Consider the following 23659-nt stretch of genomic DNA (forward strand, 5'->3'; position numbering starts at 1 on the left):
ATATATGTAGATAGAAATTTTGTTGAAAGCGAGTTGATCCTGATTGGATCTTTTATCAATAAAAAATCCAACGTTTCTAAAAGGAATGTCAAATGCAGAATTAGAGGAGCTGAGTGCGGACATTCGCACGTTTTTAATTGAGTCATTAGCGAACTCTGGTGGGCACATTGGTCCAAACCTTGGTGTCGTTGAACTTACTGTTGCACTTCACAAAGTATTTGACAGCCCGAAAGACAAATTTCTTTGGGATGTTGGACATCAGTCTTACGTTCACAAGCTGTTAACTGGAAGAGGCGCCGAGTTTGATACACTTCGTCAGTATAAAGGGCTCTGCGGGTTCCCTAAACGAAATGAAAGTGAACATGATGTTTGGGAGACTGGACACAGTTCAACCTCATTATCTGGTGCAATGGGAATGGCGGCAGCGCGTGATATTAAAGGAACAGATGAATACATTCTCCCGATTATCGGCGATGGTGCACTAACCGGCGGTATGGCGTTAGAAGCACTGAACCATATCGGGGATGAAAAAAAAGACATGATTGTGATCTTAAACGACAATGAAATGAGTATTGCGCCAAACGTTGGGGCGATCCATACAATGCTTGGCAGACTACGTACAGCTGGTAAATACCAATGGGTAAAGGACGAGCTTGAATACTTATTCAAGCGTATCCCAGCAGTAGGAGGGAAGCTTGCTGCAACAGCAGAACGTATCAAGGACAGTCTGAAATATTTGCTTGTCTCTGGTATGTTCTTTGAGGAAATGGGCTTTACTTACTTAGGACCAGTAGATGGACATTCCTATGAAGATTTGTTTGAGAATCTTGAGTACGCAAAGAAAACAAAAGGCCCGGTTCTCCTTCATGTCATCACGAAAAAAGGAAAAGGCTATAAGCCGGCCGAATCTGATAAGATCGGCACATGGCACGGAACAGGCCCATACAAAATCGACACAGGTGACTTTGTAAAACCGACAGCAGCTGCACCGTCATGGAGTGGTCTCGTCAGTGAAACCGTTAGAAAGCTGGCAAGGGAAGATGAGCGGATTGTCGCAATTACACCTGCAATGCCTGTTGGCTCAAAGCTTGAAGGGTTTGCAAAAGAATTCCCTGAGCGAATGTTTGATGTTGGAATTGCAGAGCAGCACGCTGCAACAATGGCTGCTGGACTTGCTACACAGGACATGAAGCCATTTTTAGCGATTTATTCAACGTTCCTTCAAAGAGCCTATGATCAAGTGCTGCATGATATTTGCCGTCAAAATCTCAATGTGTTCATTGGAATTGACCGTGCAGGTCTTGTCGGTGCAGATGGAGAAACACATCAAGGTGTGTTTGACATTGCTTTCATGCGTCATATGCCGAATATGGTTCTCATGATGCCAAAGGATGAAAATGAAGGACAGCATATGGTCAACACAGCCATTCAATATGATGATGGTCCAATCGCCATGCGCTTCCCGCGTGGAAATGGACTAGGCGTCAAAATGGATGAACAGCTGAAAACCATCCCAATTGGTTCTTGGGAAGTTCTTCGTCCCGGGAAAGATGCTGTCATTTTAACATTCGGTACAACCATTAAAATGGCGCTGCAGGCAGCAGAAGAACTGCAAAAAGAAGGTAAATCAATCCGTGTTGTCAATGCACGTTTCATTAAGCCTCTTGATGAAGGCATGTTAAATGAGATACTGTCTGAAGGTTTGCCAATTTTAACAATAGAAGAAGCGGTGCTTCAAGGTGGATTTGGCAGCAGCGTATTAGAATATATTCACGACAAAAAAGCGTCTCATATAAAAGTAGAACGTATGGGCATTCCAGATGAATTTATTGAGCATGGAAGTGTCGATGCGCTACTTGAGGAAATTGGACTGACGAAAACGCAGGTTGCTGAAACGTTACGTGACCTGCTTCCCGCAGCACCAAGAAAAGGAATTGGATCATGACATCAAAGAAAGAACGACTTGACGTTTTATTAGTCGAACAAGGACTAATGGAAACGAGAGAGAAAGCAAAACGCGCCATTATGGCAGGGATCGTTTATTCAAATGAAAACCGTTTGGATAAGCCAGGAGAAAAAATCGCTCGTGATACCCCGCTGACTGTGAAGGGGAATCCGCTGAAATATGTCAGTCGAGGTGGGCTAAAGCTCGAAAAGGCACTTCAAGAATTTGATTTAACCGTTGAAGGAAAGCTTTTAATTGATATCGGCTCATCAACAGGGGGATTTACAGATTGCGCACTCCAAAATGGGGCAGTCAAATCCTATGCTGTGGATGTTGGCTACAATCAGCTTGCGTGGAAATTACGACAGGATGATCGGGTGATCGTCATGGAACGCACCAACTTCCGCCATTCTGTTCCGGCAGATTTCACCGAAGGATTGCCAGAGGTTGCATCTATTGATGTATCATTTATCTCGCTCAAACTCATTCTTCCCGCATTAAAGCATATTCTTATCCCAGGCGGCGACTGTATTGCGCTAGTAAAGCCGCAGTTTGAAGCGGGCAGAGAGCTTGTTGGAAAAAAAGGCATTGTGCGAGAACCTTCTGTACATCTTGGTGTGCTAGAAGAAATGAATCAATTTGCTGCAAAAGAAGGCTATGATGTAAAGGATGTTTCTTTTTCACCCATTACAGGCGGAGATGGAAATATCGAATTTCTCCTCCACTTGGTCCTGCATCCCGATCAAGAAGAGAATACGGCACTTTCAGTATCTGAACTTGAAAAAGTCGTCAAAGAAGCCCATGCCGTATTGAAAGAAAAGAAAAACAGTCCTGAGCCGGCTGACACATGAATTATTGAAACAAAAGGAATAATAGCTCGCTATTATTCCTTTTTACATGGTCAAAAGATCAGAATTGACCGTTTCTCACGTAATGCTTGTTTTTTGAAGTGTGCATCATATAACATAGAACGTAAAGACAAACTGAGATTCTAACGCCTAGGGGGGTCAAAATGAACAAAGGTCAAAGACATATTAAGATTAGAGAAATTATCGCAAGCCAAGAAATCGAAACACAAGACGAATTAGTCGATATTTTGAAAGCGGATGGATATAACATCACACAGGCGACCGTATCAAGAGATATCAAAGAACTGCATTTAGTCAAAGTGCCAACAAATAACGGAACATATAAATACAGCCTTCCTGCAGATCAGCGGTTTAACCCGCTATCAAAATTAAAGCGTTCCTTAATGGACGCATTTATTAAAATGGATGCTGCCAGTCATTTAATCGTTCTAAAAACAATGCCTGGGAACGCTCAAGCCATCGGTGCTTTAATGGATAATTTAGATTGGGAAGAAATTATGGGAACCATTTGTGGGGATGATACCATCTTAATCATTTGCCGCACGCCAGATGATACGGATACCGTTTCGTCTAAAATTTTAGAACTTCTATAAAGAGATCAGGTTTACAAAAAGAGGTGTCAAATGAGTGTTAGCAGAACTAACCATTAAAAACTTTGCAATCATTGAGGAGTTAACGGTTTCGTTTGAAAAAGGACTCACAGTTCTAACAGGGGAAACAGGTGCCGGAAAATCAATCATGATTGACGCTGTCTCACTTCTCGTAGGGGGAAGAGGATCATCCGAATTTGTCCGTTATGGTGAAAAAAAAGCAGAGCTGGAAGGTCTTTTTCTTGTACCAGCAGATCATCCTGTATTTGCTCTTTGCGAGGAGCAAGGAATTGATGCATCTGATGAAATGATGATTCTTCGCCGTGATATCAATCAAAGCGGGAAAAGCATTTGCCGCATTAATGGTAAGCTTGTCACCATCTCGCTTTTAAGAGAAGTTGGCCGGCTTTTGCTTGATATACATGGACAGCACGATAATCAGCTGTTAATGGAAGATGAAAATCATTTACATTTGCTTGATCAATTTGGAGCAGAAGAAATTGCACCTGCTCTCTCGCAGTATCAAGAAGCGTATGATCAATATATGAAGACGGCGCAAAAACTCAAACAGCTGTCTGAAAATGAACAGGAAATGGTTCACCGGTTAGACTTATTGCAATTTCAGCTGGAAGAGATTGAAGCGGCACAATTAGAGCCTGGGGAAGATGAGAAGCTTCAAGAGGAACGTCATCAAATTAGCAATTTTGAAAAAATCTTTTCCTCACTTCAAAACGCATATAATGCTCTGCGTAATGAGCAGGGAGGACTTGATTGGGTTGGGATGGCTTCAAGCGAGCTTGAGCAAGTTTCTGAGATCAACGACGATCTGAAAACACTCTCTGAGCAAGTGTCAAACTCCTATTATTTATTAGAAGATTCTACTTTTCAAATGCGCAGCATGCTTGATCAATTAGAATTTGACCCAGCCCGTCTTGATTTTATTGAGTCTAGACTAAATGAGATGAAGCAGCTGAAGCGAAAATACGGCACAACCGTTGAGGAAATTTTAGAATATGCGGCTAAGATTGAAGAGGAGATAGACCAAATCCAAAATCGAGACAGCCATTTGCAGACACTTAAAAACAAACTTGATGCGATAAGCCGGGATGCATTGCTTGAAGCGCTTAACGTGTCAGAGCTCCGTAAAAAATGGGCGAAAAAACTGGCGAAGCACATTCAAGCTGAATTGAAGGATTTATATATGGAGAAGTCTTCTTTTGATACCGCTTTTACGATTCGATATGCACCTTTTGGCAGTACGGACTGCCCGCTTTTAGATGGAAAACCCGTACAGCTCGGGAGAAATGGCATAGATCAAGCGCAATTTGTCATTTCTACAAATCCGGGTGAACCAATGAAATCTTTGTCAAAAGTAGCATCTGGAGGAGAAATTTCACGTGTCATGCTGGCAGTGAAAAGTATTTTCTCAGCGAAACAAGAAGTGACGTCCATTATATTTGATGAAGTGGATACGGGCGTTAGCGGCAGAGTCGCACAAGCCATTGCTGAAAAAATTTATAAAGTAGCAGCAGGTTCACAAGTACTCTGTATTACCCATCTGCCGCAAGTAGCAGCAATGGCTGATACACATCTTTTTATTTCTAAACGCGCTAAAGCTGGTAGAACAATGACGAACGTCAAACCACTAAGTGATGATGAAAAAGTGAGTGAAATTGGCCGAATGATTGCTGGTGTAGAAGTCACTGAGCTCACAAAACAGCATGCAAAAGAATTACTGCACCAAGCAAATGATGTCAAAACGACAGGGTAGCTGAAACAACAGCTGCCTTTTTTATATTGTCTCATATTCGCCGTATATACGCATGAAATCGTCTTTTTCTTTTATCAATTTATCCAATCATTTTCTAAAGGTGTCGGTTATAAATCCTCGCTAAGAAGGCAAAAGTAAAGATGTAGCCAAAACATTAATGTTCTGGTGTGGGTAAGGAGCGAGGAGAGTGAAAAATGAATGCCCGAAAAGATGAGAAAAGCCATTGGTGTGATTCTCCTTGTTTCTTTAATAAGTACAGGGTTTATGAGCATAGTGAAGGAATATATCAGCATTCCAACAACTGTCGCAGTATTTGAACACGAGAAGCATTCGATTGATACATCCATTGAAGCGTCAGCCAATGCTTCTTCGCCAGCCTTTAGTCTTTCAGAGAAAAAGAATCAACTTGAAGTAACGGGACAAAAGGCGGGAAAAGCCGAAATTGTTTATGATTTTAAAGGATTTCCTATTAAGAAAACAAAAGTCGATGTTCTTCCCGAATTAAAAGTCATTCCTGGAGGACAATCCATTGGCGTCAAACTCCATTCTGTCGGAGTTCTCGTTGTCGGTTTTCATCAAATCACAACAGCAGACGGCAAAAAATCACCAGGTGAAGCTGCAGGCATTCAATCAGGGGATATGATCATTGAGATCAATGGTCAGAAAATGGAGAAGATGAATGACCTCACCCCATTTATTCAGAAAGCCGGAAAAACGGGGGAAACCCTTCATTTACTCATAAAAAGAGACCATAAAACCTTTCAAACGACACTAACACCCGCGAAAGATGCAAGTGAAGGTACTTATCGAATCGGTCTTTATATTCGTGATTCCGCAGCAGGAATCGGGACGATGACCTTCTTTGAACCATCTTCTAAAAAATATGGCGCCCTTGGGCATGTGATTTCTGACATGGATACAAAAAAACCAATCGTGGTCGACAATGGTGAAATTGTCAGATCAACTGTCACATCCATTGAAAAAGGGACAGGAGGCAACCCTGGAGAAAAATTGGCCAGGTTTTCTTCCGAAAGAAAAACGATAGGTGATATTTCACGTAACAGTCCATTCGGTATATTTGGTACGTTAACCGAAAAACTTGAAAATCATGTAGCAGACAAACCACTTCCAGTCGCATTATCAAATGAAGTAAAAGAAGGTCCAGCCGAAATATTAACGGTTGTGGACCATGATAAAGTAGAGAAATTTGATATTAAAATCGTCAGCACAACACCACAAAAATTCCCGGCAACAAAAGGAATGGTGCTTAAAGTAACGGATGAGCGCTTATTAAGCAAAACGGGCGGGATCGTTCAAGGAATGAGCGGTAGTCCGATCATCCAAAATGGCAAAGTCATTGGAGCGGTCACTCACGTGTTCGTCAATGACCCGACAAGCGGATACGGCGTACACATTGAATGGATGCTGTCAGAAGCAGGAATTGACCTTTATCAAAAAAACAAAAAAGCAAGCTGATGAAAAACTGCCGCGAATCTTCCGGCAGTTTTTTTCTACCCTTTCTTTCTCTTCCATCATGTTATAAAATAAGGAAAAAGAGATTTTTCGACAAAATGGAAAACAGTGTGTTGTCAAATTGCAATAATCGTCGATTCATTAAGAAAAACGTAGAAAAAGCTAGATAATGCTCTATTATTCGGAAAATTAAACTTTTTTAAAGGGGATAGCATGGTTTTGTCGAATTGAACACTCAGAAGAGAAATGCAAAAGACTAAGGAATCGACATTGGGGAGGAAAGAACGTGGAGAAAATTAAAGTGTGTGTAGCTGATGACAATCGAGAACTTGTTGGCCTTTTGACAGAGTATATTGAGGGACAGGAAGATATGGAAGTACTTGGCGTGGCGTATAATGGTCAGGAATGTCTGACATTATTTAAAGATAAAGAGCCCGACGTTCTCCTCTTAGATATTATCATGCCTCATTTAGACGGTCTTGCTGTACTGGAACGCCTCCGTGAAAACAATGAAATGACCAAACAGCCAAGTGTCATTATGCTGACGGCTTTCGGACAAGAAGACGTAACGAAAAAAGCAGTCGATTTGGGCGCATCCTATTTCATTTTGAAACCATTCGATATGGAAAACCTCGTAGGTCATATTCGTCAAGTCAGTGGAAACGGCACACAAGTCAGCCATCGATCTTCATCTATCCAAAACAGTGTCCTTCGCAGCAAACCTGAACCGAAACGTAAGAACTTAGATGCGAGCATTACGACGATTATTCATGAGATTGGCGTGCCAGCTCATATTAAAGGTTATTTATACTTAAGAGAAGCCATTTCGATGGTGTACAATGATATTGAACTACTCGGCAGTATTACAAAAGTATTGTACCCAGACATTGCAAAGAAATTTAACACGACAGCCAGCAGGGTAGAACGAGCGATTCGCCATGCCATTGAAGTGGCTTGGAGTAGAGGGAATATTGACTCCATTTCGTCACTCTTTGGCTACACAGTCAGCATGTCAAAAGCCAAACCGACCAATTCCGAATTTATTGCCATGGTGGCTGATCGTCTGCGTTTAGAGCATAGAGCAAGCTAAGTCACCTTCCATAAAAAAACGTTTCTTCAATGAGGCGTTTTTTTATTGCCAAAAAATGGTTATATTGATAAAATCATCTTTAATGTTTAAATTGGACAAACGGGCTGCTTTATTTTCAGAATAAAATGAAAAATAAAGCATGAAAGAAATGAATAGGACATAAAATAGTGGTAATCAGCTACGCTAATCAATTGGCTTATAGAAGAAGAAAACGCTCATTCGTAAGAAAAAGGATGAGAGGAAAAGGTCTTATGTAATTAGTAAATAAAGTAAATGAGATCGAAAGTTCTATTTCTATTGACCTGATTGGTTGGCGTTTTAAAGTCACTGGCTTCTTAGAGATTGTGCCATTTGAACTGAATATTCCCATTGTCGAATTTAATAATTTTCACATTCTTTTACTATGCTATAATAATGAAAAGAAGAGGGTGAGGTTATGGGAAAGCTGAAAATCCACTCTGCTGAGGTTGCGAACGAAATTAGCAAGTGGACGAGGGTCATTTCTCAGAATGACCTAGAAAAATCTGCTGTCTATAAAGAGAAAATTCAGAATTTGCTAAAAAATACAGATGAGGATCGAGAAGTTCTTCTTTATTATCAGCTAGTCGACGGCAGACATGAAATGTTACTTGGAAATATTGAAAAAGCCAATCAGATTATGAAAAGTGTCGGAACGCTGGATGAAAAAGCAGATGACATTATTAATTTTTATTTTTACTTTTATAAAGGCCAATATGCTGCCTATGTCAAAAAATATGATGAGGCGATTAGTTTTTATAAGATTGCTGAGCAGCGTCTAAAACGTGTGAATGAAGATCTTGAAGTCGGAACTTTTCATCATAAAGTCGCTTCCATTTATTACGAACTGAAGCAAAATTTCATTTCCATTAATCATATTAAAAAAGCCATTGATACGTTTAAAGCGCATGAGGAATATACCGCACAGGCGATTGACAGCTTGATTTTACATGCAAGCAACTGTATTGATTTACTACAGTTTGATGAAGCTGAGGAAAAGTACCAAGAGGCACTTGAGAAAAGTAAGCGCATTAACAATGAAGTGCTGATTGGGAAGTGCTATCACAATTTAGCGGTTCTTTATTACGCAAAACATGATTATGAAAAAAGCGCACAATACGCTAAAAAAGGGATGAGCATTCAAATTCATCGCGACAATAGCCATTATTTCATCCAATCTTTATATGTTCTCGCAAATGCCTTAGTTCATTTAGGGGATCATGAGGCAAAAGAATATATTAAAGAGGGGATTCAATATAGCTGCGATATCCAAAATAATGAATATATAGTAAAATTTGAAATTTTGGATTTGATGTGCGAAAATAGTGGAGCAGCAGACGTATTCTCTGAAAAATTAGACTACATAGAAAAAAATAGATTATATGTGGAGCTTGAGGATTTGTCTGAACAAATATCGAAATACTTCAAGGAACGAAATGATTATCAAAATGCCATTCGTTTTCTTGAAAAGAAATTCGATGCACAAATACTTCAAAAGAAAGTGGAGGTTATCTTATGAAAAAGTTGTTGTTAGGTGTAACAATCGTTACAGCAGTCGCAGTTGTTTCTTCCCTTTTTGCTCTTGACGCAGAGACGACAGAGCAAGCCATCAGAGCGATTACGTGATCGAATTTACCTGTCAACCTCTTCTCTCTTATTAGAAGAGGTTTTTTTATGTGCTCAAACTGGCAAAACGAAAACAGACACGTCATAATATAGGTAATCATCATATTTAGAGGTGGCATATGACGAAAATTTTTGCACATAGAGGCTTTAAAGGAAACTATCCAGAGAACACCATGATTGCCTTTGAGCACGCACTCCATTCTGGAGCGGATGGGATTGAGCTTGATGTTCAGCTCACCAAAGACGGCAGACTAGCTGTCATTCACGATGAAAAGCTGAACCGAACGACCAATATGAAAGGGTTAGTGAAAGACTATACATATGAAGAGTTAAAAAGAGGAGATGCCAGTCATTCTTTCTATGAAGAAACGGGTGCGGTCTCCATTCCTCTATTAGAAGAAGTATTAGAGCTAGTGACGCAGAGACCATCCTTTATGATCAACATTGAATTAAAAAACTCTATTTATCGATATCCAGGGATTGAAGAAAAAGTAAAAGAGCAAATTGAGCACTTTCAAATAGAGGATCGAGTGCTTGTCTCATCATTTCATCACGGCAGCTTAGCTCTTTTTCACAAGCTGATGCCGCACATTGAACTGGCGGTCCTCACGATGGATGTGATTCATCAACCGGACATGTATTTAAAAACAATCCCGGCAAAGGGCTACCATCCGAATATAAAGGGCGCTGGGGTGACAAAAGAAGTAGTATCCGCTCTCCATGCGGACCAACAAGTGATCAGACCGTTTACTGTAAACAGTGAGAAGCAAATAAAAAATATGTTGACCTTGGGTGTTGATGGAATCTTTACTGATTTTCCTGATCGAGCCGTCAAAATAAGAGAAGAAATGAAATAAAGACCTGCTATCAACAGCGGGTCTTTTTCATGATTACCTTTGCTTAAAACGAGTTGTTACTTTATTTCGTTTACGGTCTCTATATAAAATAAATCCTGCAACAACATAAAGACCTCCCCCTAAAAATAACAACCCTGCAATTCCTTGCAGCCATAAATATGGAAATGGTGCAATGATGATGCCGAAAACAGTGTCACGCAGCAGCTTAATGCCAAGTGCTGCAAAGGCTCCAGGTATTAAAATAATCACTAATGCCAGTATTCTCCCCATCAAATGTCCCCTTAAACGTCATTTACTTCCATTGTCTAATTCAAAAAATATTTTGTCAAGAAAGGAAAACGTGGTAATATAGGTGTTGTGCAATTTTTTGCAACGGAAAAATATGGTGTGCAAAATTTTTCATATAAAGGGGTAACGGGATGCAGAGAGTCTTGATTGTCGGTGCAGGACAAGGTGGATCAGCACTGCTTGAAACATTGCTGAAAACAAATACGGTTCAAATCATTGCGATCGCCGACCTTGATCTCGAGGCACCGGGGATGGATGAAGCGAAAAAGAATGGAATTGAGACGACGACGGATTGGAAAGAATACATAAAAGATGACATTGATATCATCATTGAAACCACAGGCAGTTCTGCTGTACTGAAGGAACTAATTGAACAAAAACCAGAGCATGCTGTGATTGTGCCAAGCTCGATGGCATATGTCATGTCAGAATTAATGGCAGAGAAACAACAGCTTATTCAAATATTGAAGGAACAAACCTATAAACATGACCGCATTTTTAATGCAACGAATGATGGCATGATTTTTATTAATATGGATGAAGAAGTGGTCCTGTTTAATCGATCGGCTGCCAAAATGGTGGGGTGTTCGCAAAAGGATGCGATTGGCCGTCACATTCGAGAAGTGATTCCGAACACGAAACTTCCCGATATATTAAGGTCAAGGGAGCCGGAATTTAACCAAAAGCAATTTTTGAATCAGCAAATTCAAATTGTGACCACCCGTCTGCCGATTATTGATGACGCGGGGAGAATGTTAGGTGCTTTATCCATCTTTAAAGACATTACAGATGCGGTGGAGCTTGCGGAAGAAGTGACAAACCTCAAAGAAGTAAGAACGATGCTTGAGGCGATTATTCAATCATCAGATGAAGCCATATCGGTTGTCGATGAGCAGGGGAAAGGTATTTTGATCAACCGTGCTTATACGAAAATGACCGGTTTAACGGATAAAGAGGTCGTAGGTAAACCAGCTGGTGCTGATATTTCCGAAGGGGAAAGCATGCACTTAAAGGTGCTTGAAACAAGAAGACCTGTTCGTGGCGTCAGAATGAAGGTTGGTCCAAATAAAAAAGATGTCATCGTCAATGTAGCACCTGTTATTGTGGACGGCATTCTAAAAGGCAGTGTCGGCGTCATTCACGATGTATCCGAAATTCAATCATTGACGAATGAATTAAATAAAGCAAGACAGCTCATCCGAACACTTGAAGCAAAGTACACATTTGAAGACATTATTGGAGAAAGTGAACAAATGCTTGTCGCACTTGAGCAGGCAAAGCTGGGTGCAAAAACGCCGGCAACCATTTTACTCCGCGGAGAATCAGGTACTGGGAAAGAGCTGTTTGCACATGCCATTCACAATGAAAGTGATCGCAAGTACAACCGCTTTGTCCGTGTCAACTGTGCTGCCTTATCAGAAACTCTTTTAGAGTCAGAACTGTTTGGCTACGAGGAAGGAGCGTTTTCTGGTGCAAGGCGAGGCGGGAAAAAAGGGCTGTTTGAAGAAGCCAATCAAGGCAGCATCTTTTTAGATGAAATCGGTGAAATGACGCCAAGTACACAAGCGAAATTGCTGCGTGTCATGCAAGAAAAAGAAATTGTTCGGGTAGGCGGAACGAAAGCGATACCGGTCGATGTGCGTGTGATCACAGCGACAAATGTCAATATTGAAAAGGCGATGGCAGAAGGGAAGTTCAGAGAGGATTTATATTATCGAATGAATAGATACCCGATATCGATCCCACCGCTCAGACAGCGTCTCGAAGATATTGAATCATTAAGTAAACGCCTCATCCAGAAGATCAATTTAGACTATGGGCGAAACGTCAGCGGCTTAACAGATCGTGCGCTTCATAGACTTCGATCATATAGCTGGCCAGGCAACGTGAGAGAGCTTGAAAATGTGCTTGGACGAGCGATGATCTTTTTGAATCCGCAAGAAGAATGGATCGATGAAGCGCATATCGCCTTCATGGAGTCAGACGAGCATGAGGAAAAAGAGCAGCAGGAACTGGCTGTTAGTCAATTTGAGGGGGAGACGCTCTCAGAGGCTGTAGAAGCATTTGAAGCGCAGCTGATCAAACAAACCCTTGAAAAACATCAATTCAATCGCACAAAAACAGCGAAAACGTTAGGGATCAGCATTCGAAATCTTTACTATAAAATGGATAAGTATCATCTTGCAAAAGATAGCATGCAGTAACATGCACGTAACCTGCAAGAAATTGCATAATTTCTTTGCGGAAAGGCTTATTTTTCACACATTTCAAGCTGGCACGGAACTTGCATATAAAAAGAGGAACCGAGCACAAGGAAAGGTGGGCAAGTATGAAGCTTGACGATCTGATTATTAAAGCCTCGCAGTTGCAGAATAAAACAGCGGCTGTGGCTCATGCAGAAGACGAAGAAGTGCTTCATGCCATCAAAATGGCAATCGAACGAAAAGTCGCTCGCTTCCTGCTGGTTGGAAACAAACGCAACCTAAAGGAGCTAGTCAAACAGCATGAGATCAATGAAGACTGGATAGATATTATTCATTCAGATTCACCCGAAGAATCTGCCAAAATTGCCGTTCAGGCAGTAAGTGAAAATCATGCAGATATTCTCATGAAGGGTCATGTCCCGACAGCCGTACTGTTAAAAGCTGTCCTAAATAAAGAGTATGGGCTTCGGACAGCGAGTGTCCTTTCACATGTTGCAGCTTTCGAAGTACCAGGCTTTGACCGTTTTATCTATGTAACGGACTCTGCGATGAACATTGCGCCTGATTTAAATATGCTGAAAGAAATTACGGTGAATTCCGTTCAAGTCGCACAAGCTGTCGGAAATGATATGCCCAAAGTGGCGGTATTATCAGCGGTAGAAGTCGTAAACCCAGCGATGGATTCGACGCTCACAGCTGCAAGCCTTGCGCAAATGAATCGAAGAGGTCAAATTTCTGGCTGTCTGATTGATGGGCCGCTTGCTTTAGATAATGCCATTTCTCAAACGGCAGCTTCTCATAAAAATATTACGAGTGATGTGGCTGGTCATGCAGATATTTTGCTTGTGCCAACCATTGAAGCAGGTAACATTCTTTATAAATCTCTCATCTACTTTGCTCATGCAAAAGTGGGAGCTGTGGTGGCAGGAGCGAAAGCACCGATTGCTTTAACAAGCCGGTCTGATTCAGCTGAAAGCAAGCTCTATTCAATTGCACTTGCCATCTGTACATCAAATTAAGTGAAAGTATTAGGAGGAATAGAAAATGGAACTTTTTAAATATATGGAACAATACGATTATGAACAGCTTGTATTTTGTCAGGATGAACAGTCTGGTTTAAAAGCCATCATTGCCATTCATGATACAACACTTGGGCCAGCACTCGGCGGAACAAGAATGTGGACATATGAAAATGAAGAAGCAGCGATCGAAGATGCCTTGCGTCTTGCAAGAGGTATGACTTATAAAAATGCGGCGGCAGGGCTTAACCTTGGCGGCGGTAAAACGGTCATCATTGGCGATCCGAGAAAAGACAAGAATGAAGAAATGTTCCGTGCTTTTGGCCGTTACATTCAAGGATTAAATGGCCGTTATATCACCGCTGAAGATGTCGGTACAACGGTAGAAGATATGGATCTTATCCATGAAGAAACAGACTTTGTCACAGGCATCTCTCCTGCATTTGGTTCTTCAGGAAACCCATCTCCAGTGACTGCTTACGGTGTATATAAAGGCATGAAAGCAGCTGCAAAAGCAGCATTCGGTACAGATTCATTAGAAGGAAAAACAATTGCCGTTCAAGGTGTTGGAAACGTGGCTTACAACCTATGTAAACACCTGCATGAAGAAGGCGCACAGCTTATCGTTACTGATATCAACAAAGACTCAGTTCAGCGAGCTGTAGAAGACTTCGGTGCAAAAGCGGTAGACCCTGATGATATTTATGATCAAGAATGTGATATTTACGCACCATGTGCACTCGGTGCAACCATTAACGATGTGACGATTCCTAAATTAAAGGCAAAAGTCATTGCAGGTGCAGCGAATAACCAGCTGAGAGAAACACATCATGGAGATCTTATTCATGAAATGGGCATTGTGTACGCACCGGATTATGTGATCAATGCAGGCGGTGTGATTAACGTTGCAGATGAGCTTTATGGCTATAATGCCGATCGTGCAATGAAAAAAGTAGAAGGCATTTACCAAAACATTGAGCGAGTGATTGAAATCTCTAACCGTGATGCCATTCCAACTTATAAAGCGGCAGACCGATTGGCTGAAGAGCGAATTGAAAGAATGCGCAAATCAAGAAGCCAATTCCTGCAAAATGGTCAACATATTTTAAGTCGTCGCTAAATGGATGAATGAGTTGAAACGGAGGTTTTGTTTTTGCTGACAAAAGAATGGCGTATACTCACGATTAATCCTGGCTCTACCTCAACAAAAATCGGTGTGTTTCATAATGAACGATCTATTTTTGAAACGACATTAAGACATACAGATGAGGAAATCAAGCAGTTTCCTCATATCATTGATCAATTTTCATTCCGTAAAGAAACCATTTTAAAAACACTGCATGAACAGGGGATGAACATCTCAAAGTTTGATGCAGTTTGCGCACGCGGTGGTCTGCTTCGCCCGATTGAAGGTGGCACATATGAAGTAAATGAGCAAATGGTTGAAGATCTAAAAGAAGGGTATGCTGGCCAGCACGCCTCTAATCTAGGCGGAATCATTGCCCGAGAAATTGCACTTGGTCTTAACATCCCAGCTTTTATTGTTGATCCCGTAGTCGTAGATGAACTACAGCCAATTGCTCGTATTTCAGGACTGCCAACAATTGAGCGGAAAAGCATTTTTCATGCGTTAAATCAAAAAGCAGTCGCAAGAAAAACGGCTGCTTCGTTTGGAAAACGTTATGAAGATTTGAACATGATCATTACCCATATGGGCGGCGGAATTACGATTGGTGTACATCAAAAAGGAAAAGTCATTGATGTGAATAACGGTCTTCATGGTGAGGGTCCTTTCAGCCCAGAGCGGGCAGGTACTCTCCCAACAGGTGACCTTGTTAATTTATGCTTTTCTGGTGAATATTCGCAAGAGGAAATGCTCAAACGCATTATTGGCGAAGGCGGTCTTGCGGGCTATCTTGGCACGACAGATGCAGTAAAAGTAGAGCGAATGATTGAAGCAGGCGATGAGCGTGCGGCGCTTATTTATGAAGCGATGTGCTATCAAATTGCCAAAGAAATTGGTGCGGCTAGTGCGGTCTTAAAAGGAGCTGTAGACGTCATTGTGTTAACAGGCGGCCTTGCCTACAGCAAACAAATTACGTCAAGCATTAGAGGATACATTGACTGGATTTCAGATGTTGTTGTGTACCCAGGTGAAAATGAATTGCAATCCTTAGCAGAAGGGGCGCTTCGCATTTTAAAAGAAGAAGAATCACCAAAAGAATACCCAAATGATCAAAAGGCGGAGAAAGGAGTGACAAGTCATGGCAACTGAATATGACCTCGTCATTCTTGGTGGAGGCACAGGCGGCTATGTAGCGGCCATTCGTGCCTCTCAACTTGGATTGAAAACAGCAGTCGTAGAAAAATCAAAGCTCGGTGGAACATGTCTTCATAAAGGCTGTATCCCATCTAAAGCGCTGCTTAGAAGTGCAGAAGTCTATCAAACGGTCAAACGTGCCGCTGATTTTGGCGTTGAAGCAAGCGGAATTGCCTTACAATTTGCAAGCGTACAAAAAAGAAAAACAGAGATTGTCGACAAATTAGCAGGCGGCGTCAAACATTTAATGAAACAAGGGAAAATTGATGTATACGAAGGAATAGGCCGTATCTTAGGCCCTTCGATTTTTTCGCCAATGCCAGGCACCATCTCGGTAGAAATGGCGAATGGCGATGAAAATGAAATGCTGATTCCTAAGCAGGTCATCATTGCGACTGGATCAAGACCGCGCGTCCTGCCCGGACTTGAAGCGGATGGAACACACATCCTTACATCAGACGAAGCACTTGAACTGCAAGAACTCCCTCAGTCCATGCTGATTGTCGGCGGAGGCGTGATTGGGATCGAATGGGCTTCCATGCTTAACGATTTTGGCGTAAAAGTCACAGTGATCGAATTTGCAGATCGCATTTTGCCAACAGAGGATCAAGATATTTCTAAAGAAATGGAAAAGCTTTTAACGAAAAAGGGCATCACCTTAGTGACAAATGCGAAGGTTCTGCCAGATACTGCAGAAAAGCATGAGAATCTGGTCAAGATCCAAGTGGAACAAGGTGGAGACACTCAGTCGTTTGAAGCAGAGAAACTGCTTCTTTCAGTTGGCCGAGTGCCAAACGTGGAAGGCATAGGTCTTGAAAACACGGACATCCAGACAGAAAATCATGGCATTGTCGTGAATGAGCATTACCAAACGAAAGAGTCGCATATTTACGCAATAGGTGATGTCATTGGCGGTCTTCAGCTGGCGCATGTCGCATCACATGAAGGCATGATTGCAGTAGAACATATGGCTGGTCAAGATCCAAAGCCGCTTGATGAAACGCTCGTGTCTAAATGTGTGTACTCTCACCCAGAAACCGCTAGCGTTGGACTGACTGAACAGGCGGCAAAAGAGCAAGGCTACGAAGTCAAGATTGGGAAGTTTCCCTTTATGGCCATCGGAAAAGCGCTTGTATTTGGAGAGTCTGATGGATTTGTCAAAATCATTGCTGACCAAAAGACAGATGATATCTTAGGGATTCATATGATTGGTCCTCATGTAACAGATATGATATCTGAAGCTGGATTAGCCAAAGTATTAGATGCAACTCCGTGGGAAGTGGGACAGACGATCCACCCGCATCCAACCTTGTCAGAGGCAATTGGCGAGGCAGCACTGGCTGTTGACGGAAAGGCGATCCATTTTTAATCAAGGAGGGAAACATGATGAGTAACATGCGTCATCAGGAATTAGGATTATCAGATGAACAAGCGATTGACATATATAGAACCATGCTTTTAGCAAGAAAAATTGATGAACGGATGTGGCTTTTAAACCGTTCTGGAAAAATTCCATTCGTCATCTCTTGTCAAGGACAGGAAGCGCAGCAAGTCGGTGCCGCTTTTGCCCTCAATAGGGAAGAGGATTACGTTTTACCTTATTACCGTGATATGGGGGTTGTCCTTGCATTCGGGATGACGGCGAAAGATTTAATGATGTCTGGTTTTGCGAAAAAAGACGATCCAAACTCAGGCGGGAGACAGATGCCAGGTCATTTTGGGCAAAGATCAAACCGAATTGTGACTGGATCATCGCCTGTGACAACACAGGTTCCTCATGCGGTTGGCATCGCACTTGCCGGGCGTCTAGAGCAAAAGAATTTTGTTAGCTTTGTCACGTTCGGTGAAGGCTCTTCAAACCAAGGAGACTTTCACGAAGGCGCCAACTTTGCTGCGGTGCATAAGCTGCCTGTTATTTTCATGTGTGAAAACAATAAGTATGCGATTTCTGTCCCGTATGACAAACAAGTGGCATGTGAGCGTATTTCAGATCGTGCAATAGGGTACGGAATGCCGGGTGTGACGGTTGATGGAAATGATCCGCTTGAAGTGTATGCAGCGGTCAAAGAAGCGAGAGACCGTGCGGCAAGAGGCGAAGGCCCAACATTGATCGAAACCATTTCTTACCGGTTAACTGCGCATTCAAGTGATGACGATGATTCTAGCTATCGAGAAAAAGAAGAAGTGCTCGAAGCAAGAAAGAAAGATCCGCTCATTCAATATGAAACGTACTTAATCGAAGGAAATGTCATGACTTCTGAAATGAAAGAAGACATGACAAAAGAAATCATGCAAATCGTAAACGAAGCCACTGATGAAGCGGAAAACGCAACTTATGCCGATGCAGAAAGCGCACTTCGTTACGTGTATGCGGAGTAAGGGGGAAGAAAAATGCCTGTTATGTCATATATAGACGCTATTACACTAGCGATGAAAGAAGAAATGGAGCGAGATCCGAAAGTGTTTGTGCTCGGAGAGGATGTCGGGAAAAAAGGCGGCGTATTTAAAGCAACAGCGGGTCTTTACGAGCAATTTGGAGAAGCGCGCGTCATGGATACACCTCTTGCCGAATCAGCGATTGCAGGTGTAGGTATTGGGGCTGCTATGTATGGAATGCGTCCGATCGCGGAGATGCAATTTGCGGATTTTATTATGCCAGCCATCAACCAAATCATTTCAGAGGCTGCAAAAATTAGATATCGTTCCAATAATGATTGGAGCTGCCCAATGGTCATTCGTGCTCCTTACGGGGGCGGCGTACACGGGGCGCTTTATCATTCACAATCTGTCGAAGCCATTTTTGCCAATCAGCCAGGCTTAAAGATTGTGATGCCTTCTACACCTTATGATGTCAAAGGGTTGTTAAAAGCCGCAGTGCGTGATCCAGATCCTGTATTGTTCTTTGAACACAAACGTGCATACCGTCTCATTAAAGGAGAAGTGCCTGAAGAGGATTATACGCTCCCTATTGGAAAAGCGGATGTGAAACGAGAAGGCGATGACATTACGGTCATTACATATGGCCTTTGTGTTCATTTTGCCCTCCAAGCAGCAGAGCGCCTTGCGAAGGACGGAATTTCTGCTCATATTCTCGATTTACGTACAGTGTACCCGCTTGATCAAGAAGCGATTATTGAAGCGGCATCAAAAACAGGGAAAGTACTCTTGTTAACAGAAGATACAAAAGAAGGAAGCATCATGAGTGAAGTAGCTGCCATCATTTCAGAGCACTGCTTGTTTGATTTAGATGCGCCAATTAAACGTCTAGCAGGACCTGATATCCCTGCAATGCCTTATGCACCGACAATGGAGAAATTCTTCATGGTTAATCCGGATAAGGTAGAAGCTGAAATGAGAGAACTAGCGGCGTTTTAAGAAAGAGGAGGGTTTCAAAGTGGCAACTGAACAAATGAAAATGCCTCAGCTTGGTGAAAGTGTAACAGAAGGAACCATTAGCAAATGGCTCGTTTCACCTGGCGATCATGTGAATAAATATGATCCGATTGCGGAAGTCATGACAGATAAAGTAAATGCAGAGGTTCCGTCATCCTTTACAGGAAAAATCACTAAACTAGCGGCTGCAGAGGGTGATACACTTCAAGTAGGAGAAGTGTTTTGTGAAATTGAAGTAGAAGGCAGTGCGCAGCAGAGTGCGAAAATAGAAGAGGCGCCTGCGCAAGATGAAGCACCAGAACCTGACCAAACAAGTGTGGATCAGAGTCAAAAGAAACGATACTCTCCGGCAGTCCTGCGTTTAGCAGATGAGCACGGAATTGATTTAGCGACTGTTCAAGGAACGGGAGCTGGCGGCAGAATCACAAGAAAAGATTTGCTGAAGCTTATTGAAAGTGGAGGCGCACAAGAAACGTCAGCACCTGTGAGTGAAGGTACGGGTCAAACAGAACCTGCAAAGCCGTCACAAGCAAAAGCAGCTCCTTCCATCCCTTCAATGCCTGGAGATGTTGAACTGCCGGTCACTCCGATTAGACAGGCGATTGCCGCAAACATGCTAAGAAGCAAGCATGAAATTCCACATGCATGGACGATGATGGAAGTGGATGTGACAAACCTTGTGACAAGAAGAAATCAGCTAAAAGATCAATTCAAAGCAAAAGAAGGCTTTAATTTGACGTTCTTTGCGTTCTTTGTCAAAGCAGTGGCTCAGGCCTTAAAAGAATTCCCTGAAATGAACAGCATGTGGGCTGGTGATAAAATTGTCCAAAAGAAAGCGATCAATGTCTCCATTGCTGTTGCGACAGATGACGCTCTTTTTGTCCCAGTGATTAAAGATGCGGATGAGAAAACGATTAAGGGAATCGCCAAAGAAATTCATGAACTTGCTTTCAAGGTCAGACAAGGCAAACTGAAGCAAAGTGACATGGAAGGCGGCACTTTCACTGTGAACAACACAGGCTCATTTGGTTCGGTTCAATCAATGGGGATTATTAACTATCCGCAAGCAGCCATTTTACAAGTAGAATCTATTGTAAAGCGCCCGATGATTGTTAATGGTATGATTGCCGCAAGAGATATGGTGAATCTTTGTCTTTCATTAGATCATAGAGTACTCGATGGTCTTGTATGCGGTAGATTCCTGCAAAGAATTAAACAAATTCTTGAAGGCATTGACGAAGAGACGTCCGTCTATTAAGCTCATTTATATGTCCCCTTCTCACAATGAGAGGGGGATTTCCATATCAATCAGAAAGGAGCCATGAGATGTCTGGACTAGATTTTTTTGCTTTTCTTACGATCGGTCTGATGTTTATCACAGCCATTGCGTTCGCTTTTCTTCGGTATATTTCCAAATCACGCAATCATCCTGAACGCTTACTGCTCATCATATCGATCGTTTCAATCATTCAAATCGCCTATTGCTTGTTGATGATAGGAGGATTTAAAGGAGTCGCCAATAGTTTATTAGGCATTTCCCTTCTGATAGGTACACTGCTAGGGTATGCACTTGAATATTTATACAGACGTTATATCAAAAAAACGCCCGCATCGAAATGATGCAGGCGTTTTCTTTATTCTGCCGGAACGATAAAGGTCAAATGCTGTTTTAATACTTCAAGGGAAGAAGGAGCGGTCATGTATACTTCACCATCTGTATCTGCATCCATTTCCTCTTTAGTATGAATATGAATGCGGGATGCTTGTATAAGAGACAGGTCACCTTTAAAATCCTCTAGCTCTTCGCGGTTCATTGAAAAAATCTCTTTTAAAGCAGAGAAACTCGTATTTCTGCAAATTAAAATTTCGGCTTTTCCATCATCAATTGAAGCATTTGGCAGATCTATTTTATTTGTACCGATAAAGTGCCCATTCATGACAAGGACAATCACAGCTTCTTCTTCCCAGTCTTCCTCTTCGGTTTCAATGCGTACGTAGAAAGGTTCTGTCTGCTGAAGGGTTCGAAGAGCGCTCGTGAAGTAGCTGATTTTTCCGAGGACAGCTTTTTCTTTATCATTAATATTGTTTGAGGTATCTGCGATAAGACCAATCCCCCAAAAATTTAAAAGGTATCGATCCTCTGCTTTGATTAAATCGACCTTTTTTTCAGTGCCATCTATCACCATTTGAGCGGCCTTTGGCATCTGCTGAGGGATGCCCAGCGTTCTAGAAAAGTCATTGCACGTCCCGCCAGGTAAGATCGCTACAGTCGGCCTTTTTTCTAAACCGCCAATTCCATTCATACATTCATGGACGGTTCCGTCTCCACCTAGTATAATCAGCAATTCAACCGACTCATCCATCTCACGGCAGAAATGATAGGCATCATTCGGCTGTTTTGTAGGCTTAAGGATGAGTTCATCAATATGTAAAGAAAGAAGAGGCACTGTTTGACCTAGTGTTTTTTCCATGTTTTTTTGTCCAGCATTTCCGTTATAAATGAGTATCGCTTTTTTGAATTGTGCCATCACGCAGTTCTCCCTTTCATCACTTTATTATCACTTTTCCCCAATTCCACAGGTCATAAACGACGTTTGAAAAAAGTGAAGGGGGCGAAACAAGACATTTGCCCGCCGGCGTTTTCCTTGATATGATGTAGTTAAAATGGTTTGGTACGTAGAAGGAGTGGACGGTTATGAATATTGATTTTAATTTATTTATGAATGATATTGTGAAACAAGCACGAGAAGAAATTAAACAGGCAGGCTATACGGAACTGACAACAGCTGAAGAAGTGGATGAAGCGCTAACGAAAAAAGGAACGACACTTGTCATGGTGAATTCAGTGTGCGGCTGTGCAGGCGGTATTGCTAGACCAGCGGCTGGTTATTCTGTTCATTACGATAAGCGTCCAGATCAATTGCTCACAGTGTTTGCTGGACAGGACAAAGAAGCAACCGCAAGAGCACGTGAATACTTTGAAGGCTTCCCGCCATCTTCACCATCATTTGCTCTATTAAAAGACGGGAAGATCATTAAAATGGTCGAACGTCACGAAATCGAAGGACATGAACCGATGGAAGTGGTGTCAAAACTTCAAGCCGCTTTCGATGAGTATTGCGAAGAAGTGTAACATGTTACTTTTGAATGAATCATTTAGAGGCAGTCCGGTCTTTTGATCGGTCTGCTTTTTTGTTTTACATGACATACGAATCAAAATAATTTTAGCAAAATACTATTGCATATCAAAAAGAAAGTGTTTAAAATACATTATAGTGAATAAATATTCAAATCTACTCATGATTTTAAATACTAGGAGGCATTATCATATGAAAAAGTGGTTATTATTACTTATGACAGCTGGTCTTGCAGCTGCATTAGCAGCATGCGGAACTTCTTCTAATAATTCAAACGCATCAGGAGACGACAAAACACTCATTATGGCGACTTCAGCAGATTATCCGCCATTTGAATCAAAAGATGGTGATAAAATTATCGGTTTTGATGTCGACCTTGCTACAGCTCTAGCGAAAAAGAACGGCTACAAGCTAGAAATTCAAGATATGGACTTTGCAAGCCTCGTGTCAGCTCTTAAAACAAATAAAGCTGATATTGTGCTTGCAGGTATGACACCTACTGAAAAGCGTAAAAAACAAGTTGATTTCTCAGATGTTTACTACAATGCTGAAAACTTGGTTGTATCAAAAAAATCTAGCGGTATGAAAACAGAGAAAGATTTAAAAGACAAAACGGTTGGCGTTCAATTAGGTTCTATCCAGCAAGATGAAGCAAACGGATTGCAAAAGAAATATAACTTAACGGTCGAAGATCGTAATAAAATCTCTGATATCATTCAAGAAATTAAGGCAGGCCGTTTTGATGCAGCCATTATTGAAGATAAAGTAGCGGCTGGCTACTTGAAAAAGGAAAAAGATTTCCAAGCGTTTGGATTGAATAGCTCAAACGAAGGTTCAGCCATTGCATTCAAAAAAAATAGCGACTTAACAGCGAAATTCAATAAATCATTAAAAGAAATGAAGGATAATGGCGAACTTGATAAACTCATTAAAAAATGGTTTGCTGATGAAAAGTAAGTCAGGAAAAGGATCAGCGTCATTCATGAAAATCAAGTAGAAAGCGCTGAAAAGTTCAACATGTGTTGAACTTTTTTCCTGTTTTATTCTTTGATTTTATCT

General features: G+C 41.7%; 21 protein-coding genes. 19 read left to right on the top strand and 2 right to left on the bottom strand.

Going from position 1 to position 23659, the window contains the following annotated elements; genetic code table 11:
• The first annotated feature begins 43 nt into the window (after window positions 1-43).
• The 8 genes from dxs to FBF75_RS13050 all read left to right on the top strand — a co-directional run bounded on the left by dxs (window position 44) and on the right by FBF75_RS13050 (window position 10239).
• The gene (dxs, locus tag FBF75_RS13015; RefSeq protein ID WP_007501165.1) at window positions 44-1945 is read left to right on the top strand and encodes a 1-deoxy-D-xylulose-5-phosphate synthase; all 1902 of its coding nucleotides are present in this window, start codon (window positions 44-46) and stop codon (window positions 1943-1945) included.
• Window positions 1942-2796, top strand: a complete 855-nt coding sequence (locus FBF75_RS13020) for a TlyA family RNA methyltransferase (protein ID WP_136944819.1) — start codon at window positions 1942-1944, stop codon at window positions 2794-2796. Before dxs ends, FBF75_RS13020 begins: the two co-directional genes overlap by 4 nt.
• A gap of 161 nt (window positions 2797-2957) precedes the next feature.
• Window positions 2958-3407, top strand: coding sequence for a transcriptional regulator AhrC/ArgR (gene ahrC, locus FBF75_RS13025; protein WP_007501163.1), 450 nt, complete (start codon window positions 2958-2960; stop codon window positions 3405-3407).
• A gap of 34 nt (window positions 3408-3441) precedes the next feature.
• Complete coding sequence (recN, locus tag FBF75_RS13030; protein WP_136944820.1) at window positions 3442-5175, top strand: DNA repair protein RecN; 1734 nt, start codon at window positions 3442-3444, stop codon at window positions 5173-5175.
• Window positions 5176-5373: 198 nt separating this feature from the next.
• A complete protein-coding gene (gene spoIVB, locus FBF75_RS13035; RefSeq protein WP_007501161.1) occupies window positions 5374-6651 on the top strand; it encodes a SpoIVB peptidase in 1278 nt (425 codons plus the stop codon).
• Window positions 6652-6934: 283 nt separating this feature from the next.
• Window positions 6935-7738, top strand: coding sequence for a sporulation transcription factor Spo0A (gene spo0A, locus FBF75_RS13040; protein ID WP_008342226.1), 804 nt, complete (start codon window positions 6935-6937; stop codon window positions 7736-7738).
• A 436-nt stretch (window positions 7739-8174) separates the two neighbouring features.
• Entirely contained in the window at window positions 8175-9275 is a 1101-nt protein-coding gene (locus tag FBF75_RS13045) for a Rap family tetratricopeptide repeat protein (protein ID WP_007501159.1), read from the top strand.
• Window positions 9276-9501: 226 nt separating this feature from the next.
• A complete protein-coding gene (locus FBF75_RS13050) occupies window positions 9502-10239 on the top strand; it encodes a glycerophosphodiester phosphodiesterase (RefSeq protein WP_017367573.1) in 738 nt (245 codons plus the stop codon).
• A 33-nt stretch (window positions 10240-10272) separates the two neighbouring features.
• On the opposite strand, the gene FBF75_RS13055 is transcribed toward FBF75_RS13050, so the two are convergent.
• Entirely contained in the window at window positions 10273-10509 is a 237-nt protein-coding gene (locus FBF75_RS13055; protein WP_017357960.1) for a DUF2627 domain-containing protein, read from the bottom strand.
• Window positions 10510-10658: 149 nt separating this feature from the next.
• Here FBF75_RS13055 and FBF75_RS13060 point away from each other — a divergent pair, with 149 nt between their 5' ends.
• The 9 genes from FBF75_RS13060 to FBF75_RS13100 all read left to right on the top strand — a co-directional run bounded on the left by FBF75_RS13060 (window position 10659) and on the right by FBF75_RS13100 (window position 21083).
• Window positions 10659-12731 carry a sigma-54 interaction domain-containing protein gene (locus tag FBF75_RS13060; protein ID WP_035390780.1) on the top strand — a complete coding sequence of 691 codons (2073 nt, stop codon included), beginning with the start codon at window positions 10659-10661 and terminating at the stop codon, window positions 12729-12731.
• Window positions 12732-12856: 125 nt separating this feature from the next.
• Window positions 12857-13750 (top strand): phosphate butyryltransferase, encoded by an 894-nt coding sequence (gene yqiS, locus FBF75_RS13065; protein WP_008342231.1) that lies wholly within the window; start codon window positions 12857-12859, stop codon window positions 13748-13750.
• Window positions 13751-13775: 25 nt separating this feature from the next.
• The gene (gene bcd, locus FBF75_RS13070) at window positions 13776-14870 is read left to right on the top strand and encodes a branched-chain amino acid dehydrogenase (RefSeq protein ID WP_035390779.1); all 1095 of its coding nucleotides are present in this window, start codon (window positions 13776-13778) and stop codon (window positions 14868-14870) included.
• Window positions 14871-14903: 33 nt separating this feature from the next.
• Window positions 14904-16025, top strand: coding sequence for a butyrate kinase (buk, locus tag FBF75_RS13075; protein ID WP_017357958.1), 1122 nt, complete (start codon window positions 14904-14906; stop codon window positions 16023-16025).
• Entirely contained in the window at window positions 16015-17439 is a 1425-nt protein-coding gene (lpdA, locus tag FBF75_RS13080; protein ID WP_017367571.1) for a dihydrolipoyl dehydrogenase, read from the top strand. The genes buk and lpdA overlap by 11 nt, the downstream gene beginning before the upstream one ends.
• A gap of 17 nt (window positions 17440-17456) precedes the next feature.
• Window positions 17457-18449: a thiamine pyrophosphate-dependent dehydrogenase E1 component subunit alpha gene (locus tag FBF75_RS13085; RefSeq protein WP_035702809.1), complete on the top strand. Its 993-nt coding sequence runs from the start codon at window positions 17457-17459 to the stop codon at window positions 18447-18449.
• A 12-nt stretch (window positions 18450-18461) separates the two neighbouring features.
• Window positions 18462-19445 carry an alpha-ketoacid dehydrogenase subunit beta gene (locus FBF75_RS13090; RefSeq protein ID WP_007501148.1) on the top strand — a complete coding sequence of 328 codons (984 nt, stop codon included), beginning with the start codon at window positions 18462-18464 and terminating at the stop codon, window positions 19443-19445.
• A 19-nt stretch (window positions 19446-19464) separates the two neighbouring features.
• Window positions 19465-20721, top strand: a complete 1257-nt coding sequence (locus FBF75_RS13095; protein ID WP_136944821.1) for a dihydrolipoamide acetyltransferase family protein — start codon at window positions 19465-19467, stop codon at window positions 20719-20721.
• Between the two features lie 68 nt (window positions 20722-20789).
• Complete coding sequence (locus tag FBF75_RS13100) at window positions 20790-21083, top strand: YesK family protein (RefSeq protein WP_008342236.1); 294 nt, start codon at window positions 20790-20792, stop codon at window positions 21081-21083.
• 14 nt (window positions 21084-21097) lie between these two features.
• Here the strand turns inward: FBF75_RS13100 and FBF75_RS13105 are convergent, their stop codons facing one another.
• Window positions 21098-21991: a YegS/Rv2252/BmrU family lipid kinase gene (locus tag FBF75_RS13105; RefSeq protein WP_025207599.1), complete on the bottom strand. Its 894-nt coding sequence runs from the start codon at window positions 21989-21991 to the stop codon at window positions 21098-21100.
• Window positions 21992-22158: 167 nt separating this feature from the next.
• Here FBF75_RS13105 and FBF75_RS13110 point away from each other — a divergent pair, with 167 nt between their 5' ends.
• Entirely contained in the window at window positions 22159-22596 is a 438-nt protein-coding gene (locus tag FBF75_RS13110; protein ID WP_007501138.1) for a BrxA/BrxB family bacilliredoxin, read from the top strand.
• Between the two features lie 196 nt (window positions 22597-22792).
• Window positions 22793-23557: a transporter substrate-binding domain-containing protein gene (locus FBF75_RS13115; RefSeq protein WP_017357953.1), complete on the top strand. Its 765-nt coding sequence runs from the start codon at window positions 22793-22795 to the stop codon at window positions 23555-23557.
• Window positions 23558-23659: the final 102 nt, after the last annotated feature.

Origin of the sequence: Bacillus sp. S2(2019) (assembly GCF_005144805.1) — a bacterium.
GTDB classification, from domain to species: Bacteria; Bacillota; Bacilli; order Bacillales; family Bacillaceae; genus Bacillus; species Bacillus altitudinis.

Excerpts from the sequence above, each read along its gene's own strand:
- FBF75_RS13020 (WP_136944819.1), top strand. The coding sequence starts at position 1,942 with ATGACATCAAAGAAAGAACGACTTGACGTTTTATTAGTCGAACAAGGA.
- ahrC (WP_007501163.1), top strand. The coding sequence starts at position 2,958 with ATGAACAAAGGTCAAAGACATATTAAGATTAGAGAAATTATCGCAAGC.
- spoIVB (WP_007501161.1), top strand. The coding sequence starts at position 5,374 with ATGCCCGAAAAGATGAGAAAAGCCATTGGTGTGATTCTCCTTGTTTCT.
- FBF75_RS13045 (WP_007501159.1), top strand. The coding sequence starts at position 8,175 with ATGGGAAAGCTGAAAATCCACTCTGCTGAGGTTGCGAACGAAATTAGC.
- FBF75_RS13050 (WP_017367573.1), top strand. The coding sequence starts at position 9,502 with ATGACGAAAATTTTTGCACATAGAGGCTTTAAAGGAAACTATCCAGAG.
- FBF75_RS13055 (WP_017357960.1), bottom strand. The coding sequence starts at position 10,509 with ATGGGGAGAATACTGGCATTAGTGATTATTTTAATACCTGGAGCCTTT.
- FBF75_RS13060 (WP_035390780.1), top strand. The coding sequence starts at position 10,659 with ATGCAGAGAGTCTTGATTGTCGGTGCAGGACAAGGTGGATCAGCACTG.
- yqiS (WP_008342231.1), top strand. The coding sequence starts at position 12,857 with ATGAAGCTTGACGATCTGATTATTAAAGCCTCGCAGTTGCAGAATAAA.
- bcd (WP_035390779.1), top strand. The coding sequence starts at position 13,776 with ATGGAACTTTTTAAATATATGGAACAATACGATTATGAACAGCTTGTA.
- lpdA (WP_017367571.1), top strand. The coding sequence starts at position 16,015 with ATGGCAACTGAATATGACCTCGTCATTCTTGGTGGAGGCACAGGCGGC.
- FBF75_RS13085 (WP_035702809.1), top strand. The coding sequence starts at position 17,457 with ATGAGTAACATGCGTCATCAGGAATTAGGATTATCAGATGAACAAGCG.
- FBF75_RS13090 (WP_007501148.1), top strand. The coding sequence starts at position 18,462 with ATGCCTGTTATGTCATATATAGACGCTATTACACTAGCGATGAAAGAA.
- FBF75_RS13100 (WP_008342236.1), top strand. The coding sequence starts at position 20,790 with ATGTCTGGACTAGATTTTTTTGCTTTTCTTACGATCGGTCTGATGTTT.
- FBF75_RS13105 (WP_025207599.1), bottom strand. The coding sequence starts at position 21,991 with ATGGCACAATTCAAAAAAGCGATACTCATTTATAACGGAAATGCTGGA.
- FBF75_RS13110 (WP_007501138.1), top strand. The coding sequence starts at position 22,159 with ATGAATATTGATTTTAATTTATTTATGAATGATATTGTGAAACAAGCA.
- FBF75_RS13115 (WP_017357953.1), top strand. The coding sequence starts at position 22,793 with ATGAAAAAGTGGTTATTATTACTTATGACAGCTGGTCTTGCAGCTGCA.